Genomic DNA, 18,010 nt, shown 5'->3' with positions numbered 1-18,010 from the left:
GGACGCTGACAGCCCTTGGCTGTCAGCGCTCCTCGCGACGAAACGGCTTGAGCAGGGCCGACGGCGCCACCGCGTTGCGCGACATGACAGCCATGGCGACTATCGTGAAGATGAAGGGCAGCATCAGGAATGCCTCGTAGGGGATATGCCCCAGCCCGCTCGCCTGCATACGCAGTTGCAAGGCATCGACAAAGGCGAACAGCAGCGCAGCCCCTGCCGAACGCCACGGATCCCAGCGGCCGAACACGACCAGCGCGATTGCTACCCAGCCGCGCCCCGACACCACGCCGAAGGTGAAGGCGTTGAACTGTGCCATCGACAGGAAGGCACCGGCCAGCCCCATCAGCGCACCGCCGAGGATGACCGCCTGGAAACGCGTGGCGATGACGCTGACACCGGCCGAATCGGCGGCGCGCGGATTTTCGCCGACCATGCGCACCGACAGGCCCCAGGGCGTGCGGTAGAGGACGAAGGCGGCCAGCGGAATGGCAAGGATCGCCATGTAGACCAGCGCAAACTGGTTGAACACCGCCGGTCCGAGCACCGGGAGGCTGGAGAGGACCGGGACAGGCAGCGTCTCGAACCCCTTGATGCTTGGCGGCACCGATTGCTGGCCGAAGATCAGCCGATAGAGGAAATAGGCGAGGCCCGAGGAGAACAGCGTGACACCAATGCCGCAGACATGCTGGCTGAGGCCCAGCGCCACCGTGAACAGCGCATGCAGCGCACCCATCAGCATGCCGGTCAGCACGGCGACGAGCACGCCGAGCCACAGGCTGCCGCTGAGGCTGGTGGCGGTGAAGCCGGTCATCGCCGACAACAGCATGATGCCTTCGATGCCGAGATTGAGCACGCCGGCGCGCTCGGAGAACATTTCGCCAAGCGTCGCGAAAGCAAGCGGCGTGGCGATGCGGATGATCGCGGCCAGGAAGCCGACCTGAAAGATCTGTTCGAACACCGCGCTCATCGGGCCACTCCGACGCGGCGGATGCGGTAGGCGGTGAACAGCAGCGCCACCAGCATGGCAAGCAATGCGGTGCCCTGGATGACGTCGCTGAGGAAGGCCGGCACTCCGGTCGCGCGCGACATCGCCTCGGCGCCGGTCATCACGGCGGCCAGGAAGATCGCCGCCGGCACCACGCCGAGCGGATTGAGCCGCGCCAGCATGGCAACGACGATGCCGGAATAGCCGTAGCCCGGCGAGATGTCGCTCATGACCTGGAAATGCACGCCGCCGACCTCGCCGACCCCAGCGAGCCCGGCCAGAGCCCCGGACAGCAGCGCGGTCGAGATCAGCACCCGCTCGACATGGATGCCGCCATAGCGTGCGGCTTCCGGGTTCTCGCCGGTGACCCTGATCCGGAAGCCGAGCGTCGTGCGCACGATCAGGAACCAGATCAATGGCGCCGCCAGCAGCGCCACGACAACGCCGAGATGCAGCCGCGTGCCTTCGAGCAGCACCGGAAAGTTGGCCGAATCCTCGATCGGCGGCGAAATCGGATAGCCGCTGAAACTGTCTTTCCACGGCCCTTCGATCAGCGCCATCAGCGCATAGTAGATGACCGAATTGAGGAGCAGCGAGCTGACCACGTCATCGACCTTGAATTTGACCCGCAGTGTCGCCGGCGCCAAGGCAACCGCCGCGCCGGCGGCGGCACCGGCCACCGCCATCAACAGCATGGCGAGCGGTCCCGACATCGGGATCGCGCCGACAAAGCAGCTTGCCACCGCGCCGGCCAGCAATTGCCCCTCGGCGCCGATGTTCCAGAATTTTGCTCGGAAGGCGACCGCCACCGCCAGCCCGGTGAAGATCATCGGCGCGGCACGCACCATCGTTTCGGTGATCGCGTAGCTGTCGCCCAGCGAGGCCGTGAACATCACGCCATAGGCTTCGATGACGCCGGCGCCGGCCAACGCGATCAGGCCGCTGCACAGGACAAGCGTGGCTGCGATCGCCAGCAGCGGCAGGGCCAAATTGAACCAGGCGGGCGTCGAGACGCGGACTTCCAGGCGAAACATCAGCTGTGCCCCTCCGCGCCGGTCATCATCAGCCCAAGCCGGGCCACCGTCGCATCGGCGCTGTCGAGCGTGCCGGCGATTCGGCCCTCATACATCACCGCGATGCGGTCGCAGAGCACCAGCAGTTCCTCGAGATCCTCGCCGATGACGATGATGCCGCAGCCCTTGGCCCGCATGTCGAGGAATTTTTCGTGGATGAAGCGGGCAGCGCCGATATCAAGGCCGCGCGTCGGCTGCGAGACGATCAGCACCTTCGGATCGAAGGCGAGTTCGCGAGCCAGCAGCGCTTTCTGCAGATTGCCGCCCGACAGCGCCCCGGCACGGGTCATCGGTCCGGGGCAGCGAATGTCATAGGCCTTGATCTGCGCCTCGGCGAAGGCACGGATCGCATCTGGCTTGAGCAGGCCCCTGCTGCTGAACGCCGCCGTGCCGATGCGCGGCAGCACCATCGAATCGGCAAGCGGCAGGTTGGTGACCAGCCCGGTCGTCATGCGGTCTTCCGGGATGCGGCCGAGACCGAGCGCCTGCACCTCGCGCGGCGAATACCGCGACACCTTTTGGCCGGCGATGGTCATCTGGCCGGCGTCGGGCACACGCACGCCGGAGATCACTTCCGCCAGGGCGCGCTGACCATTGCCCGAGACACCGGCAATACCGAGGATCTCGCCGGCGCGGACGGCAAGCGACACGTCGCGCAACGCCGTGCCCGAATGCCGCGATGTCGAAATGCCGTCGAGCGTCAGCACCGCTCCACCGGGGGTCGATGCCCCCCTCGCCGGCGGCACGATCTCGTGGCCGCACATCAGTTGCGCCATTGCGGCCGATGTCGTGTTGGCGGGGTCATCGACACGGCCGGCGACGCGGCCATGCCGCAGCACCGTGCAGCGATGGGTCAGCGCCCGCACTTCATTGAGCTTGTGCGAGATGAAGATGATGCCGAGGCCCTGCGCCGCCATCGATCGGAGCGCCGAAAACAGCCCGTCGACCTCCGTTGGCGCCAGCACGGCGGTCGGCTCGTCAAGGATCAGCAGTTTGGCGCCACGAAACAGCGCCTTGACGATTTCGAGCCGCTGCTGCTCGCCGACCGACAGCGCCGACACCGGAAGGTCGGGATCAAGCGTCAACCCATGCTGGCGGCCGATCTCCGCCAGGCGCCCCAGCCCGCCGGCGCGATCGATCCGCCCCGATCTGCCTGATATGCCGATGAGCAGATTCTCCAGCACCGTCAGCCGGGGTGCCAGATGAAAATGCTGGTGCACCATGCCGATGCCGGCGGCCAGCGCATCGGCCGAACTGGAGATCCGCACCGGCTGGCCCTGGATGAGGATCTCGCCTGCATCGGGCGCATAGGCGCCGAACAGCACGTTCATCAGCGTCGTCTTGCCGGCGCCATTCTCGCCCAGAAGACCGAGAATCTCGCCCGGCGCGACGCTGAGATCAACGGCCTCGTTCGCCTTGACGGCGCCGAAGCTCTTGGTGATGCCGCGCATTTCGATGAGTAGGGCGGGCAAGATGGCTCCCGGTGAGATGGCGTTGGCGCAGCTCTTCACCCTCCCCCTTGTGGGGGTGAGCAACGGTCCGCGTGGCGGACGAAAAGCCAATTGCTTGGCTTTTCGAGTTTCGAACGCCCTGAGCCTGCGAAGGGCTGGGCTGATAATTGGCAAGCCCTTCCGGGTCCCCGCTGCTTCGCAGCGTCCCGGCGTTCGCTAGCCTTTCATCGTGCCACTGGCACGATGAATTCGCCTGCGGCGAACCGGCTGCTCACCCCCACAAGGGGAGGGTGAGAAAAATCAATCCGAAACCGGCGTGTTCTCGTCGACGTCGACGCGGAAATTGCCTTCGAGGATTTCGGCCTTCTTCTTCTCGACCAGTTCCTTGACGTCCGCCGGCAGCGTCTTGTCGAACTTGTGGTAGGGCGCGAGTTGCGAACCGCCCTTGGCCATGCGCGAGAAATCGCCATAGTCCTGCGCGGTGAAGACGCCGGCCTTGACGAGTTTGATCGCCTGCTGGACGGTCGGATACATATCCCAGACCGGGCCGGTGATGACCGTGTCGGGGCCGAGGCTCGACTGGTCGGACATGTTGGAGATGGCGAGGATCTTCTTGTCCACCGCCGCTTCGATGACACCGAAACGCTCGGCATAGATCACGTCGACACCGGCGTCGATCTGCGCGACCGCCGCTTCCTTGGCCTTCGGCGGATCGAAGAAGGAACCGATGAAGGCGACCTTCTTCTTGATGTTGGGATTGACCTCCTTGGCGCCGGCGAAGAAGGCGTTGACCAGCCGGTTCACTTCCGGAATGCCCATCGCCGCGACAGCGCCGATCGTGCCCGACTTCGACATCTTTCCGGCGATCATGCCGGACAGATAGGCCGGCTCGTGGATCCAGTTGTCGAAGACGCCGAAATTGGGTTCCGCCGGTCCGGCGCCGGAGCCGAAGAGGAAGGCAGTCTTCGGGAACTGCTTGGCGGTGCGGCGCGATTCACGCTCGGCTGCGAAGGCATCGCCCAGCACCAGCTGGTAGCCGCCTTGTGCATATTCGCGCATGACGCGGCTGAAATCGGCTGTCTGCACCTTCTCCGACCATTTGTACTCGATGCCGAGTTCCTTCTCGGCCTTCTGCAAGGCGACATGGATCTGGTTGTCCCATGGCTCCTCGATCGGCGTGGCGAAGATCGCCGCTACCTTCAGCTTCTTGTCCTTGCCGAAGGCGGCGCCTGGCAGCATGGCCGCAGCCAGGCCAAGCGCGCCCAATTCCAGCACATTGCGTCGCGAAAGCCCTTCGCGTTTTATCTGGATTCTATTCTTCCGGTTTTCCATTGCATTCCCCTCTGTTCGACAGCCGTGTCGAGCCGGCTGTTCGTGAAAATGTCAGACAGGGAACTATGGAACGGGTCCGCACTTTTGTCCACATGGTCAAATTTGCGCGCCCGAATCAGCCTCGATCTTAGCCGGCCAAGAAGAGGCTGCCGCTCAGGCCCGTTCGAGCGCGATCGCGATGCCCTGGCCGACACCGATGCACATGGTTGCCAGTGCATAGCGGCCGCCGCGTTCGCGAAGCTCCAGCGCCGCCGTACCGGATATGCGGGCGCCCGACATGCCGAGCGGATGGCCGAGCGCGATGGCGCCGCCATTCGGATTGACGTGCCCGGCATCCTCGGTAATGCCGAGTTGGCGCAGCACGGCGATGCCTTGCGAGGCAAAGGCTTCGTTGAGCTCGATAACGTCGAATTGCTGCGGCGTAAGCCCAAGCCGCGCGCACAGTTTTTGCGTCGCCGGCGCCGGGCCGATGCCCATGATGCGCGGCGCCACACCGGCGGCGGCACCGCCAAGGATACGGGCGATCGGCGTCAGGCCATATTTCTTGACGGCTGCTTCCGAGGCAACGATCAACGCAGCCGCCCCGTCATTGACGCCGGAGGCATTGCCGGCCGTCACCGTGCCGCCCTGCCGGAACGGCGTCGGCAATTTGGCCAGCGCCTCGACCGTCGTGCCGGCACGGGGATGCTCGTCCTTCGAGACGATCACCGCATCACCCTTGCGCTGCGGGATGGTCACCGGCGTGATTTCCTTGGCCAGCCGGCCGTTGGCCTGCGCTGCGACCGCCTTGTCCTGGCTGCGCACGGCAAAGGCGTCCTGGGCCGCGCGGGAGATGGCGAACTCTTCTGCCACGTTCTCGCCGGTTTCAGGCATCGAATCGACGCCATACTGCTTCTTCATCACCGGGTTGACGAAGCGCCAGCCGATGGTGGTGTCATAGATCTCGGCGTTGCGCGAAAACGCCGTGTCGGCCTTGGGCATGACGAAGGGCGCGCGGCTCATCGATTCGACTCCGCCTGCGATCATCAGTTCGGCCTCGCCGGCCTTGATCGCCCGCGCGGCGATGGTCAGCGCATCCATGCCGGAGCCGCACAGCCGGTTGACGGTGGAGCCCGGGATCTCCTTTGGCAGACCGGCCAGCAGCAGCGCCATGCGCGCCACGTTGCGGTTGTCCTCGCCGGCCTGGTTTGCGCAGCCATAGATGACGTCGTCGACGGCCTGCCAGTCGATACCGGGATTGCGCTCGACCAGTGCTCTCAGGGGTATGGCGCCAAGGTCGTCGGCGCGCACCGAGGACAGCGAGCCGCCGAAGCGGCCGATCGGCGTGCGGATGTAGTCGCAGATATAGGCCTCGGCCATGTCATGCAGCCTTTGCTTTTCCGCTTCCCTCATGCGCCGCCTTGGTACGGGCCTGCAGGTCGCGCAATGTCGTCAGTTCGAGTTCGCTTGGCGCCGGCGTTTCGTCAAGCGCCTCCGCGAACTTTACCATCCAGCCACAGGTCTCCTGCACCTGCTGGCGCGTGACACCGGGATGCAACGACACGACCGTGAATTCCTTGGTCACCGGGTCCGGCTTCCAGATGGCGAGGTCGGTGATCAGCAAGGTCGGGCCCGCGGTGTCGATGCCAAGCCGCTTTCGATGATCGCCGCCCTCGCCATGGCCGAAGGAGGTGAAGAAATCGATCTTTTCGACCATGCCGCGCCTGGTCTGCGCCATGGTGATGTAGATCTCCTTCGACGACGTCGCGATTTCCGGCGCGCCGCCGCCGCCGGGCAGCCGGGTCTTGGGGTGGAAATAGTCGCCGATGACGGTGGTGTTGATGTTGCCGAACTTGTCGAGTTGGGCCGCACCCAAAAAACCGATCGAGATGCGGCCGCCCTGCAGCCAGTAGCGGAACATCTCCGGCACCGCGACCGTGGTGACGGCGGTTTCGCACAATTCGCCATCGCCGATCGACAGCGGCAGCACGTCTGGCGCGGTGCCGATCGTGCCGCTCTCATAAATCAAGGTGATGTCGGGTGCATGCGTCAGCCGCGCCACGTTGCAGGCGGCGGACGGCGCGCCGATGCCGACGAAGCAGACATCGTCATTCCGCAGCGCGCGGCTGGCGGCGATCGTCATCATCTCGTTGGGGGTGAAGTCCGGATTGTCGCTCATGCCGCTTTCCTCAGATGCTCGACACGGGCCGCGAAATCGTCGGCGCTCTTCTCGATGACGTTCGCCTGCATCCACTCCTGGAATTTGTCTCGGTCGGCGGCGATCTCGTCCCATTCGAGATAGGCCGCATTGTCGCGCGCGTAATAGCCATGCGCGTAGGACGGGTGCGAACCGCCGGGCACGACGGAGATCGCCGCGATCGTCCAGCGCGGCAGCACGGTCAGATTGGGGTGCAGATCGTCGAAAGTGTCGACCACTTCCTCGACCGTCACCACCGCTCGGCTAGCCGCCAGCACCGCTTCCTTCTGGATGCCGACGATGCCTTCGACCAGCACATTGCCTTTCCTGTCGGCCTTCTGCGCATGGATGAAGGTGACATCGGGCCGGATCGAAGGAACGGCTGCCAGCACCTCGCCGGTGAACGGACAGGTCACCGACTTGATGTTCGGATTGACCGTTGCCAGCCCGGCACCGCGATAGCCGCGAAACACCGCGCAGGGCAGGCCGGCAGCACCCGCCTCATAGGCGTTGGCCATGCCGGCATGGCTGTGTTCCTCGATCTCGATCGATCTGGGAAAACCATTCTCGATGGCGTCGCGGGCGCGCCGCAGCAGGCCGACGCCGGGATTACCGACATAGGAGAAGATGATCTTCTTCGCCATGCCCATGCCGATCATCTGGTCGTAGATCAGGTCCGGTGTCATGCGGATCAGGGTCAGGTCGCGAAATCCCTGGCGGATCGCCTCATGCGCCGCCGCCGTCGGGATCAGATGGGTGAAGCCCTCGAAGGCGACGGAGTCGCCATTGTTCAGGTTCTCGGCCACAGCCTGTTTGAGCGGCAGGAACTTGACCATCGCATCGGGCTCCCGGGTTCAAGAAAGTTCGTATTGCGAACATATGTTTTATATGCGATACTTTCTACGTTGGGTGAGAGGTTGAGTCAATCCTGGCAAGGATATCGTTCTGGGAGGTGGGATGGACGAAGAGGCGGCTTCCCGCGACCATGTCTGTTCGCTCGAGCGTGGCCTCGCCGTCATGGAGATCCTGGCCCGGCATCCCTCTGGCATGACGCTGACGGAAATGGCCGAGGAGGCGGGCCTGACCCGCGCCGGCGCCCGCCGCTTTCTATTGACGCTTGTCGCCACAGGCTACGCCACCCAGGCCGGCCGCGTCTTTTCGCTGTCGCCGCGCCTGCTGACCATCGCCCGCACCTGGCTCGGCGGCGCCTCGCTATGGAGCTTCGCCGCCCCGACCATGCGGGCAGTGGCGGCTGAGTTGAACGAGGCCTGCTCGGCGGCGATCCTGTCGGGCCAGGATGTCGTCTACGTCGCCCGCATTCCCGGCCGCCGCATCCTCAGCGTCTCGCTCGAGGTCGGTACCAGGCTGCCCGCCTATTGCACCTCGATGGGGCGCGTCCTGCTTGCCGGCCTGACGCCCCAGGAATTGGACGCATTTCTCGGCCAGGCGACGATCGAGAAACGGACGCCAAAGACAATCACCGACACGCGGCTGCTGGCATATGCCATTGGCAAAGCCAAAGCGGATGGCTTTGCCGTCGTCGACGAAGAGCTGGAGCTCGGCCTGCGCTCGATCGCCGTGCCGATCCGCGACCGCGCGGACCGCACGGTCGCGGCCATCAACGTCTCGACCCAGTCCGCGCGTTTCACCGTCGCGGAGATGGAACGGGAAATCCTGCCGGCGCTGCTCGAGGCCAAGCAGCGCATCGAGGATTTTTTCGTCGTCTAAAGAGATCATTGCGAGCTTAGGAATAAGCCCTCATCGTCGGCGCCGCCCCTCATTGCCCTGCCGGGCATTTCTCCCCGTATAGAGACGGGGAGAAAGTAGCTGGCCGCAACGCCGACGCCTTTTTGCGACGCTGGCGATTGGCGAAACCATAAATGACAGCGCCCCTCTCCCCGTCACTATACAGGGAGAGGATGCCGGTAGGCAGGTGAGGGGCGGCGCGAACTTCGATGCGTAGCTGCGGCGTACTCACCCTCAATGCTTGATGCGGTCGCGCATCGCGTACCACAGCATGCCGAGCACGTAGAGTGGACCGCGCAACGCCGTGCCGCCGGGGAACGGCATGGGCGTGAGCGTCGAGAACAGGTCGAGCCGCGAAGCGTCACCGGTGATCGCCTCGGCCAAAAGCTTGCCCGACAGCGTCGACAGGATGACGCCCTTGCCGGAATAGCCATGCGCGAAATAGACCTCGCCATAGTGCCCGACATGCGGCAGCCGCGACGTCGTCACCGACACCAGCCCGCCCCAGGCATGATCGATGCGGCAGCCTTGAAGTTGCGGGAAGGTCTTTTCCATATGCGGCCGCACAAAGCCGGCAATGTCGGCCGGCGGCGACGGCGTGTAGCGCTCGCCGCCACCGAACAGCAAGCGCCCGTCCGCCGACATGCGGTAGTAGTTGACGACGAAGCGGGTGTCGGACACCGCGACATTGGCCGGGATGACATTGCGTTTGCCCCCCAGCGGCTCGGTGGCGACGATGTAGTTGCCGACCGGCATGATGCGGCTGTTGACGCGCGGCTCCAATCCGTTGAGCAGTGCATCGCCCGCCAGCACGACGTGTTTTGCCCGGACCGACCCCTTGGCCGTCGAGACCCGGATCGAAGGCTCGCGCTCCAGCCGCACGGCGACCGAATTCTCATGAATGGTGACACCGGCCGCGGCCGCCGCGCGGGCGAGGCCGAGCGTGTAGTTCAGCGGATGCATGTGGCCGCCAAGCGGCTCGTACATCGCGCCGTGATAGGGCGTGTCGACCTTGCGGCGGGCTTCCGCCGCCGACAGGATTTCGGCATGCGGGAACTTCATCACCGTGGCCAGGCACTCCGCCTCTTCCTCGAGATCCCTAAGGTCGGACCCATTGACCGCCCCGACCAGATGGCCGGTCAGCCTGAGATCGCAATCGATGGCGTGGCGCTCGATGATGTCGAGCACCAGCCCGCGTGCCTCGAAGGCGAGGTCGAACAGGACCTTTGCCCGCTCGGGCCCGTAGAGCTTGACCAGGCCCTTGGCGCCCTTGCGCAGGCCGGGGATCATCTGGCCGCCATTGCGGCCGGAAGCGCCCCAGCCGATCTTGCCGCCTTCGAGCAGCACCACCTTCAGGCCGCGCTCGGCAGCGTGAAGGGCCGCCGACAGGCCGGTGCAGCCGCCGCCGACGACAACCAGGTCGGCGTCGACATCGCCCTGCAGGGCGGGATGGTCCGGCGACGGATTTGCCGTCGCGACATAGTAGGATTTGCCGATATCCAAACCGGAATTGAAGCCCATCATTACACCTTCAGCAGCAGGTGGTCGCGTTCCCAGCTCGTCACCACGCCCTGGAACAGGTCGAGCTCGACGCTCTTGACGCGCAGATAGGTCTGGAAGAAGTCCTCGCCGAGCAGTTCCCGCACTGGGTCGCAAGCGGTGAAACGATCCAGCGCCTCCTCCATGGTTTTCGGCAGCGTGCTTTTGATCTTGTAGGCATTGCCCGACGCCTCGGCCGACCGCGCCAGCTTCTGCTCGACGCCGAGATAGCCCGCGAGGAGCGAACCGGCGATCGCCAGATAGGGATTGGAATCCGCACCCGGCAACCGGTTCTCCACCCGCCGCGCGGCGCGGCCACCAGCCGGCACCCGCAGGCCACAGGAGCGGTTGTCGTGCGACCATTCGATGTTGGCCGGCGCGCTGTGGTTCGGCCGGATGCGACGGAACGAGTTCACGTTGGGCGCAAACAGCGGCATGATCTCCGGGACATATTTCTGCAGGCCGCCGATGAAATGGCCGAACATTTCGGTGTCGGCATCGTCGCTGCCGGCAAACAGCGTGTTGCCGGCCTCGTCGATGACCGACATGTGCAGATGCATCGAGCTCCCCGCCTGTGCCGCGATCGGCTTGGCCATGAAGGTGGCATGCATGCCGCTCTGTTGGGCGGCCTGGCGCGTCAACCGCTTGAACAGCAGCACCTTGTCGGCCAGCGGCAGCGCGTCGCCATGCAGGAAGTTGATCTCCAGCTGCGCCGTACCCGATTCATGGATCAGCGTGTCGAGCGGCAGTCCGGATGCCGCCGCATAGTCATAGATGCGGCGGACCACCGGCTCGAACTCCTCCAGTGCCGCCATATCGTAGGGATGCTGCACGCTCTCGGCGCGGCCATTGCCGCCGACCGGTGCCGTCAGCGGCCGGTCGGGATCGGGATTGGGCGCGGTCAGGTAGAATTCGAGCTCCGGCGCCACCACCGCCCGCCAACCGCGCTGACGGTAGAGGTCGAGCACGGCTCTCAGCACATGGCGTGGCGAGGCCATCCATGGCCGGTCGTCCATGTGAAAGGCATCGGCGAAGACATAGGCCTTGCCTGCACCGGCGCCGGGCGCCAGGGTGAGCGTCGAAACATCCGGCACCATGCGCATGTCCGGGTCCGAGTAGGCAAAACCCTCGTCGATCGAACCGGTGTAGCGGCCGTCGATGCTGACCAGAAAGGCGCTGCTCGGCAGGTAGAGCGCGCGGTCCTCCAGCGCCTTGAGGAACTTGGCTGCCGGCAAGGCCTTGCCGCGCAGGACCCCGTTCATGTCAGGCACCAGGCACTCGACTTCGTTGATGCCGTGCTGGGTCAGCCAGGCCTTGGGATCGTTGCCGCTGGAGAGGGAAGTATTCGTGTTCATGTCAGGCATTTCGTTCATGTCCGTATCACAGAGAGTATGGCTTGCGCGGCCACATCCGTTCCGGGTTTCAGCGCCATATGGGCTGCATTGTCCCTGAGGCGGGCGCGCATTGCGTCATCGGCCAGCAGGCCGAGAATGGCTTTCTCCAATACTCCTTCGGTCCAGGCATCACGGCCGATATGGTCGCCAACGCCGGTTTCCGCGGCGCGTCGGGCATTGTCGTGCCCGTCCCAGCAATAGGGCATGATCAGCGACGGCACGCCGAAGCGCAGCGCTTCGCAAAAGCTGTTATTGCCGCCGTGATGGATGAACAGGTCTGATTTCGCAACCACCGACGGCTGCGGAAACCAGGCGTCGAGATAGACATTGTCCGGCACAGCGCGATAGGCGTCGCGCAGGCCGCCGGCATTGACGATGAAGCGGGCCGGCAGCCTGTCGAACACGGCCAGCATGCGCTCGATCAGGCCGACATCCATGGCGCCGAGACTGCCGAAGCTGAGATAGACCAACGGCCCCTCATTGCGCGGGAACACAGGCACTGCGAACGGCCCTTCCGAACGCACGCAGCCTTCCAGATAGACGAACCGGTCCGGGTCGAGCGGCTCGGCGCGTTCGCGGCGCACGATCGTCGGCGTCAGCAAAAGGTTGAGGTCTGGCGAGGCTTCGAGAAACAGGCCCTTCGGCAGCGGCGCCAGGCCGGCATCCGTCCGAAAGCGGTTGAAGCGGTCATGCGCGGGCGCCGAGGCCTTGAGATAGCGGGCCTCGAACGCCGCGCGTTGCGGGTCGTCGGCGCCAAGCCCAGACAGATAGGGGGGCACCCGCGCGTCCGGAAGCTCGGTCTCGGCGCAGGAGACGACACGCACCCACGGGCAGCCGGCGGCCGCGATCGCCGGGAACATGATGACGTTGTCGAGCACCACAGCGTCCGGCTTCAGCCGCGCCAGCAACTGGCGCAGCGGCGCTTCGGCGTTGACCGCGGTGTCGACGATCGCTTGCCAGGTCGGCGCGACATAGGTTTCGAGCTGGTCGATCGGGCTCAGCCTGAAATGCGGCAGATGCCTGCGCACGAAGGCCTGCCAGTAGCTCTGCCGTTCGCTGTCGCTCAGCGGCTCGTCGGTAGGCAGCTGGTATTCCTGAAAACCATAGTCGGCAAAGACGCCGGAGAAGCCGGCATGACAGATGAAGACAGGCCGTGCGCCTTTCGCCCGCAGCGCCTGCGCGATGCCGACGCAATTCAACGCCGCGCCGAAACTCGCTTCGGGAAACAGCGCGATGGTCGGGCTGGCTTTTCGCGTCAATTAATCCTCGTCATTCCGGCCGGCTGATCATGCCGAACAGGGCGGGCGCCCCGCGACTGGCCGCTTGCGGTCGCTGGTTGCGGGAGAGCCGCAGGTGAATGCGAAGCAGATCGGCCGCCACCTCATACTGCCGGCTTTCAAGATGGTCGAGTATGTTCAGGTGCTCACGCAGCGATTGCCGCAGCCGGAAGACGTTGACGCCGGCATAGATGCCCGGCAGCCGGCGCAGCCTGAGATGATCGGCCAGCGCGTCGGCCACGAAGCGATTGGCGGAGCCCTCCGCCAGCATGCCGTGAAAATCGATGTCCAGCCGCTGGAACTCGCGTGTGTCGAATGCGGCGTCCGGCAGCGCCGACAGCGCTTCCATGCCCTGGCGCAGGGCCGCTGCGCGTGCGCCGCCAAGCCGGAAGCCGGGGGTCAGGATGGCGGCGGGCTCCAGCAGCAAGCGGTACTCATAGCTTTCGCCCTGCGCCTCCGGGTCGTCAGGCGCGCGGCGGAAGAGCCAGGACTGGCCGGGCGCACGGTCGAGCAGATTCTCTTCCGTTAGTCTGTTAAGCGATTTTAGTACCGTCTTGCGTTCAGCATTGTACCGCCGCATCAACCCGGCGACGGTCACCGTCTGGTCCAGCCGCCGCGCCGACCGGTCGCGCAGAATCGCCTCGGCGAGTTCGTCCTCCTCGGTAGGCGGCAATTCAGCGGCAACGGCCGGCTGGCTCGTGAGGTCGACGGCAAGGTAATAGCCGGAATCCGCCTCCCAACGCACAACGCCCTGTTCCATAAGCAGGCTAAGCGCCGCCCGTACCGGCGTGCGCGACACATTGCACAGCGAGGCGATCTGCTGTTCCGGCAGGCGTGCGCCGGGTTCGAAACCGCGCTGCCGGGCCACATCCAGGATGCGCTGCGCCAGGTCGAGGTGGTTGGTGCGGGGTCGTCGGGCGGCGGCTTGCATGACAATGCTCGTGAACGGACATGACCTATATGCTTTGACCGATCGGCCCCACGGACGCAATCGGCCAGATTCCACGGTCGCTTGGCAAATTATGGATTGACGTACTTTTTTCTGCAATAGTACTGTCAGGACAATCGGCACAAAAAAGACCGAGGGAACAGGATCGAGGCGGCGGCATGGGTCGCAGCCGGCGAATGAATTCGACGATCAACCAGAATGGGGAACCTGTCATGACCGCCACCACTCTCTTGCGGCACCGTTCGCTGAAGATGCCGTCAATCGCACTTGGCCTGGCCTTGGCGCTGGCCGCACCCGCGGCTGCGGCCGACCTGGTCATTTCCAACTGGGACGGCTACATGGCGCCCGACGCCATGGCTGCCTTCAAGACCGCCACCGGCGTCGCCGGCGAAGTGGTTGTTCATGCCACCAATGAAGAGATCATGGGCAAGCTCATCGCCGCCGGCGGCAAGGGCTATGACGTGGTCTTCGTCTCCTCGCCCTTCGCCGAGGTGCTGAACAAGCTCGGCCTGACCGAGCCGATCGACCACGCCAAGGTGCCCAACCTCGCCAACCTCTACCCTGAAGCGACCAAGCTGCCGCATGATGTCGGCAACACCTTTTCAGTCCCCTACACCTGGGGCACGACAGGCCTCTGCTACCGCTCCGACCTGGTGAAGGTGGCGCCGACCAGCTGGAGCGACCTTCTCGCGCCCTCCGACGACCTCAAGGGCAAGACCACCATGCTGGCGACCGACCGCTGGCTGCTCGCCGCCGGCCAGCTCGACAAGGGTTTTTCGGTCAACGAGACCGATCCGGCCAAGATGGCCGAGGTCAAGGACCTGCTGATCTCGGCCAAGAAGACCCTGCTCGCCTATGACGACACCACCTTCTATTCGAAGCTGGTTTCCGGGGAGGCGTTGATGGTGCAGGCATGGGACGGCTGGTGCAACTACGGCATCGCCGAGAAGCCCGAGATCAAATACGTGATCCCGAAGGAAGGCTCGGATCTGTGGGTCGACACGATGGTGGTGATGAAGGCTTCTGAACACAAGGACGCGGCCTTCCAGTTCATCAACTTCATGCTCGACGCCAAGAACCATGCCTGGGCGGCGCAGAACATCGATTACAAGGTGCCGAACAAGCCGGCTATGGAAAGCCTGCCAGCCGATTTCCTGGCGAAATTCCCCAACATGGCGATGCCGGTGGCCGATCTCGTCAAGTTCGAGCAGCTGCGTGACGTCGGCGACGCCCAGCGCGACTATTCGAAGATCGTCAGCGAGATCAAGGCCGCGCAGTAAGCAGCGTCAAACCAGACATCACGGCCGGCGGCGCTTCTGCTGCCGGCCTTGAGCGGTACCCAAACATTGTCCCAGACCAGACTTCGCTCCTCCTTGCTGATGGCCCCGGCGCTGGTCTGGCTGACCGCGCTGATGGTCGTGCCGTGCGCGCTGGTGCTGGCGCTCGCCTTCTTCCGACGCGGCATCTATGGCGGCATCCAATACACCTTCACGCTGGAGAATTTCGGGCTGGTTTTCGACCCGCTCTATGCCGGCATCTTCCTCAAATCTGCACGCATCGCCGGCACGGCGACGCTGATCGCGGTGGTGATCGGCTATGCCGCCGCCTATGCCATATCAGCCGCGCCGCGCCGGCTGCAGCCGGTGCTGCTGTTCTTCGCCGTGCTGCCGTTCTGGTCCAACTATCTGATCCGCACCTATGCCTGGATCGTGCTGCTCAACCGCGAGGGCCTGATCACCCAGCTGCTGCGCTGGTTCGGCTACACCGGCGAGCCGCCGTCGATGCTCTACACCGAAGGTGCCGTCATCGCCGGCCTGGTCTACAACTACCTGCCCTTCGTCATCCTCGCCTGCTACGCACCGCTGTCGCGTCTCAACCCAGAACTCGCCGAGGCTTCGCGTGACCTCGGCGCTTCGGCCATCACCACCTTTCGCCGTGTCATCCTGCCGCTGACCGTGCCCGGCATCGCCGCCGGCGCCGTGTTCGTCTTCGTGCTGTCGATCGGCAACTTCGTCACCCCTGCGCTGCTCGGCGGTGGCCGATTCCAGATGATCGGCAATCTCGTCTACGACCAGTTCTTGACCGCCAATGACTGGCCCTTCGGCGCGGCGCTCGCCATGGTGCTGATCGCCATCATGCTGCTGGTGCTGATGGCGCAGGCGCTGGCCGCCGATCGCGCCTCGGGCCGCGCCGCGCAAGTGAGCGGAGGCGCCGATGGCTGAGCGCTCTCCCGCCACGCGGCGCACGCTCTGGCTCGTGCTGAGCCTGGTCTTCGCCTTCCTCTACATCCCGATTGCCGTGCTGGTGGCGCTGTCCTTCAACGAGGGCGGTCTGCCGACCGCGTGGTCGGGCTTTTCGCTGAAATGGTATGTCTCGCTGGCCGGCAATTCCGCGATCCTGTCCGCCGCGCTCAACACGCTGATCGTGGCACTGGTTTCGACCGCCATCGCCACGCTGCTCGGCACGTTGCTGGCGATCGGCGTCGAGATGCGCCGGCATTATGGCAAGGGTCTCGAAGCGCTGATCTTCGCGCCGATGATCATTCCCGACATCGTGCTGGCGATCGCGCTGCTGTCGTTCTTCTCCATGCTTAACCTGACCATGGGCCTGCACACAATCATTCTTGCCCATGTCGTCTTCAATCTCGCCTTCGTCTGCTCGGTGGTGCGCGCCCGGCTGAAAAGTTTCGACTGGTCGATCGTCGAGGCGTCCACCGACCTTGGCGCCTCCGCAGTCACCACCTTCCGGCGGGTGACATTGCCGGTCATCCTGCCGGCGGTCATCGCCGGCGCGCTGCTTGCCTTCACGCTGTCGGTCGACGAGTTCATCATCGCTTTCTTCACCGCCGGCGCTGGGCGCGCCTCGACCACGCTGCCGATGCAGATCTACGCAATGATCCGCTTCGGCATCACGCCGGAGATCAACGCGCTGGCGACCATCGTCATGGCGGTCTCGATCACCGCGCTGACCTTGTCGCAGCGGCTCAATCGAGGGGTCATCGGCCAATGAGCGAACCGCGCACGCTGCTGGCCATCGATCATGTGTCAAAGAGTTTCGGCCGCGTGACCGCTGTCGACGGTATCTCCCTCGACATCCGCGAGAACGAGTTCTTCGCCCTGCTCGGGCCTTCGGGCTGCGGCAAGACCACGCTGCTGCGCATGCTGGCCGGCTTCGAGACGCCGAATGACGGGCGCATCCTGCTGGACGGCCGCGACATCGCCAGGACCCCGCCCAACAAGCGGCCGGTCAATCTGATGTTCCAGTCCTACGCGCTGTTTCCGCATATGAGCGTCAGGGCCAATGTGTCCTACGGCCTGGAAATGGAGTGTTTGCCGGCTAGCGAAATCCGCTCCCGTGTCGATGCCATCCTGGCGACGACCGAACTCGTTTCCTTCGCCGACCGCAAGCCGGAGCAATTGTCGGGCGGCCAGAAGCAGCGTGTTGCGCTCGCCCGGGCTCTGGTCAAGCGGCCCCGGCTGCTGCTGCTCGACGAGCCGCTCGGCGCCCTCGACAAGAAGCTGCGCGGCGCCATGCAATTGGAATTGAAGCGCCTGCAGCACGAGGTCGGCATCACCTTCGTCATCGTCACCCACGATCAGGAAGAATCGCTTGTCATGGCCGACCGCATGGCCGTGCTCAAGGACGGCCGGTTGCTGCAATGCGACACCCCGCATGCAATCTACGAGCATCCCGCCGACCGTTTCGTCGCCGACTTCATCGGCGTGATGAATTTCGTGCCGGGCAAGGCCGCCGCCGATGGCGTGCTCGCCGGCAATGGCACGCGGATCGCCGGCAAGGTTCCCCCCAAGCTTGGGCCCGGTGCGTCCGCTGTCGCTTCGGTGCGGCCAGAGCGCATCCGGCTGTTCCCGTCAGTGGAGACCGCCAACCGCACCACGGGCACGGTCGAGGCATTGGCCTATCAGGGGCTTGACCTGCAGCTGCATGTCCGAACCCCCCTGTCGCCAAAGCCATTCCTGGTGCGCGTCACCGCCGATGCGGCGGACCGCCGGCCGGTCTCGTCGGGCGACCAGGTCGAACTCGGCTGGGACGCCGCCGATGTCAGAATTTTCGCAGAGTGAAGGAGAAGC

At 64.8% G+C, this 18,010-nt stretch carries 16 protein-coding genes; 5 read left to right on the top strand and 11 right to left on the bottom strand.

The window, feature by feature from the left end:
• Nucleotides 1-22: 22 nt before the first annotated feature.
• From CGZ66_RS11420 to CGZ66_RS11390, 7 genes are all read right to left on the bottom strand, one after another.
• Nucleotides 23-967 carry an ABC transporter permease gene (locus CGZ66_RS11420; RefSeq protein WP_095084106.1) on the bottom strand — a complete coding sequence of 315 codons (945 nt, stop codon included), beginning with the start codon at nt 965-967 and terminating at the stop codon, nt 23-25.
• Nucleotides 964-2,019, bottom strand: a complete 1,056-nt coding sequence (locus CGZ66_RS11415) for an ABC transporter permease (RefSeq protein WP_095084105.1) — start codon at nt 2,017-2,019, stop codon at nt 964-966. The genes CGZ66_RS11420 and CGZ66_RS11415 overlap by 4 nt, the downstream gene beginning before the upstream one ends.
• A complete protein-coding gene (locus CGZ66_RS11410) occupies nt 2,019-3,530 on the bottom strand; it encodes an ABC transporter ATP-binding protein (RefSeq protein ID WP_095084407.1) in 1,512 nt (503 codons plus the stop codon). Before CGZ66_RS11410 ends, CGZ66_RS11415 begins: the two co-directional genes overlap by 1 nt.
• 279 nt (nt 3,531-3,809) lie before the next feature.
• The gene (locus tag CGZ66_RS11405) at nt 3,810-4,841 is read right to left on the bottom strand and encodes a BMP family protein (RefSeq protein ID WP_095084104.1); all 1,032 of its coding nucleotides are present in this window, start codon (nt 4,839-4,841) and stop codon (nt 3,810-3,812) included.
• A 153-nt stretch (nt 4,842-4,994) separates the two neighbouring features.
• Nucleotides 4,995-6,200 (bottom strand): 3-oxoadipyl-CoA thiolase, encoded by a 1,206-nt coding sequence (gene pcaF, locus CGZ66_RS11400; RefSeq protein WP_095084406.1) that lies wholly within the window; start codon nt 6,198-6,200, stop codon nt 4,995-4,997.
• 1 nt (nt 6,201) lies between these two features.
• Complete coding sequence (locus tag CGZ66_RS11395; protein ID WP_095084103.1) at nt 6,202-6,999, bottom strand: CoA-transferase subunit beta; 798 nt, start codon at nt 6,997-6,999, stop codon at nt 6,202-6,204.
• On the bottom strand, nt 6,996-7,853 hold the full coding sequence (locus CGZ66_RS11390) for a CoA transferase subunit A (protein WP_095084102.1): 858 nt from the start codon (nt 7,851-7,853) through the stop codon (nt 6,996-6,998). The genes CGZ66_RS11395 and CGZ66_RS11390 overlap by 4 nt, the downstream gene beginning before the upstream one ends.
• Before the next feature lie 121 nt (nt 7,854-7,974).
• Between CGZ66_RS11390 and CGZ66_RS11385 the strand changes: the two genes are divergently transcribed.
• Nucleotides 7,975-8,745, top strand: coding sequence for an IclR family transcriptional regulator domain-containing protein (locus CGZ66_RS11385; RefSeq protein ID WP_095084101.1), 771 nt, complete (start codon nt 7,975-7,977; stop codon nt 8,743-8,745).
• A gap of 252 nt (nt 8,746-8,997) precedes the next feature.
• Here the strand turns inward: CGZ66_RS11385 and CGZ66_RS11375 are convergent, their stop codons facing one another.
• From CGZ66_RS11375 to CGZ66_RS11360, 4 genes are read right to left on the bottom strand one after another with little or no spacing between them, the layout of a single operon-like run.
• Nucleotides 8,998-10,287 carry an NAD(P)/FAD-dependent oxidoreductase gene (locus CGZ66_RS11375; protein ID WP_095084100.1) on the bottom strand — a complete coding sequence of 430 codons (1,290 nt, stop codon included), beginning with the start codon at nt 10,285-10,287 and terminating at the stop codon, nt 8,998-9,000.
• Nucleotides 10,287-11,666 (bottom strand): type I glutamate--ammonia ligase, encoded by a 1,380-nt coding sequence (locus tag CGZ66_RS11370; protein WP_095084405.1) that lies wholly within the window; start codon nt 11,664-11,666, stop codon nt 10,287-10,289. Before CGZ66_RS11370 ends, CGZ66_RS11375 begins: the two co-directional genes overlap by 1 nt.
• Nucleotides 11,667-11,671: 5 nt before the next feature.
• On the bottom strand, nt 11,672-12,955 hold the full coding sequence (locus tag CGZ66_RS11365) for a nucleotide disphospho-sugar-binding domain-containing protein (RefSeq protein WP_095084099.1): 1,284 nt from the start codon (nt 12,953-12,955) through the stop codon (nt 11,672-11,674).
• 10 nt (nt 12,956-12,965) lie between these two features.
• Entirely contained in the window at nt 12,966-13,904 is a 939-nt protein-coding gene (locus tag CGZ66_RS11360) for a GntR family transcriptional regulator (protein ID WP_095084098.1), read from the bottom strand.
• Nucleotides 13,905-14,134: 230 nt separating this feature from the next.
• On the opposite strand from CGZ66_RS11360, the gene CGZ66_RS11355 reads away from it, so the two are divergent.
• The 4 genes from CGZ66_RS11355 to CGZ66_RS11340 all read left to right on the top strand — a co-directional run bounded on the left by CGZ66_RS11355 (nt 14,135) and on the right by CGZ66_RS11340 (nt 18,001).
• On the top strand, nt 14,135-15,202 hold the full coding sequence (locus CGZ66_RS11355) for a polyamine ABC transporter substrate-binding protein (protein ID WP_095084404.1): 1,068 nt from the start codon (nt 14,135-14,137) through the stop codon (nt 15,200-15,202).
• 99 nt (nt 15,203-15,301) lie between these two features.
• The gene (locus tag CGZ66_RS11350; protein ID WP_095084097.1) at nt 15,302-16,144 is read left to right on the top strand and encodes an ABC transporter permease; all 843 of its coding nucleotides are present in this window, start codon (nt 15,302-15,304) and stop codon (nt 16,142-16,144) included.
• Entirely contained in the window at nt 16,137-16,931 is a 795-nt protein-coding gene (locus CGZ66_RS11345) for an ABC transporter permease (protein WP_095084096.1), read from the top strand. Before CGZ66_RS11350 ends, CGZ66_RS11345 begins: the two co-directional genes overlap by 8 nt.
• Nucleotides 16,928-18,001: an ABC transporter ATP-binding protein gene (locus tag CGZ66_RS11340; protein ID WP_095084095.1), complete on the top strand. Its 1,074-nt coding sequence runs from the start codon at nt 16,928-16,930 to the stop codon at nt 17,999-18,001. Before CGZ66_RS11345 ends, CGZ66_RS11340 begins: the two co-directional genes overlap by 4 nt.
• The last annotated feature ends 9 nt before the right edge of the window (nt 18,002-18,010 follow it).

Origin of the sequence: Mesorhizobium sophorae, assembly GCF_002270415.1 — a bacterium.
In the GTDB taxonomy this organism is placed as follows: Bacteria; Pseudomonadota; Alphaproteobacteria; order Rhizobiales; family Rhizobiaceae; genus Mesorhizobium; species Mesorhizobium sophorae.
The sequence above is the reverse complement of the archived record's forward strand: the minus strand, read 5'-3'. Positions and strand labels throughout refer to the sequence as shown.

Bases quoted from the DNA above. Each gene is read 5' to 3' on its own strand.
- CGZ66_RS11360 (WP_095084098.1), bottom strand. From the start codon at position 13,904: ATGCAAGCCGCCGCCCGACGACCCCGCACCAACCACCTCGACCTGGCG.
- CGZ66_RS11370 (WP_095084405.1), bottom strand. From the start codon at position 11,666: ATGCCTGACATGAACACGAATACTTCCCTCTCCAGCGGCAACGATCCC.
- CGZ66_RS11340 (WP_095084095.1), top strand. From the start codon at position 16,928: ATGAGCGAACCGCGCACGCTGCTGGCCATCGATCATGTGTCAAAGAGT.
- CGZ66_RS11345 (WP_095084096.1), top strand. From the start codon at position 16,137: ATGGCTGAGCGCTCTCCCGCCACGCGGCGCACGCTCTGGCTCGTGCTG.
- CGZ66_RS11375 (WP_095084100.1), bottom strand. From the start codon at position 10,287: ATGATGGGCTTCAATTCCGGTTTGGATATCGGCAAATCCTACTATGTC.
- CGZ66_RS11355 (WP_095084404.1), top strand. From the start codon at position 14,135: ATGACCGCCACCACTCTCTTGCGGCACCGTTCGCTGAAGATGCCGTCA.
- CGZ66_RS11420 (WP_095084106.1), bottom strand. From the start codon at position 967: ATGAGCGCGGTGTTCGAACAGATCTTTCAGGTCGGCTTCCTGGCCGCG.
- CGZ66_RS11350 (WP_095084097.1), top strand. From the start codon at position 15,302: ATGGCCCCGGCGCTGGTCTGGCTGACCGCGCTGATGGTCGTGCCGTGC.
- CGZ66_RS11395 (WP_095084103.1), bottom strand. From the start codon at position 6,999: ATGAGCGACAATCCGGACTTCACCCCCAACGAGATGATGACGATCGCC.
- pcaF (WP_095084406.1), bottom strand. From the start codon at position 6,200: ATGGCCGAGGCCTATATCTGCGACTACATCCGCACGCCGATCGGCCGC.
- CGZ66_RS11415 (WP_095084105.1), bottom strand. From the start codon at position 2,019: ATGTTTCGCCTGGAAGTCCGCGTCTCGACGCCCGCCTGGTTCAATTTG.
- CGZ66_RS11390 (WP_095084102.1), bottom strand. From the start codon at position 7,853: ATGGTCAAGTTCCTGCCGCTCAAACAGGCTGTGGCCGAGAACCTGAAC.
- CGZ66_RS11385 (WP_095084101.1), top strand. From the start codon at position 7,975: ATGGACGAAGAGGCGGCTTCCCGCGACCATGTCTGTTCGCTCGAGCGT.
- CGZ66_RS11405 (WP_095084104.1), bottom strand. From the start codon at position 4,841: ATGGAAAACCGGAAGAATAGAATCCAGATAAAACGCGAAGGGCTTTCG.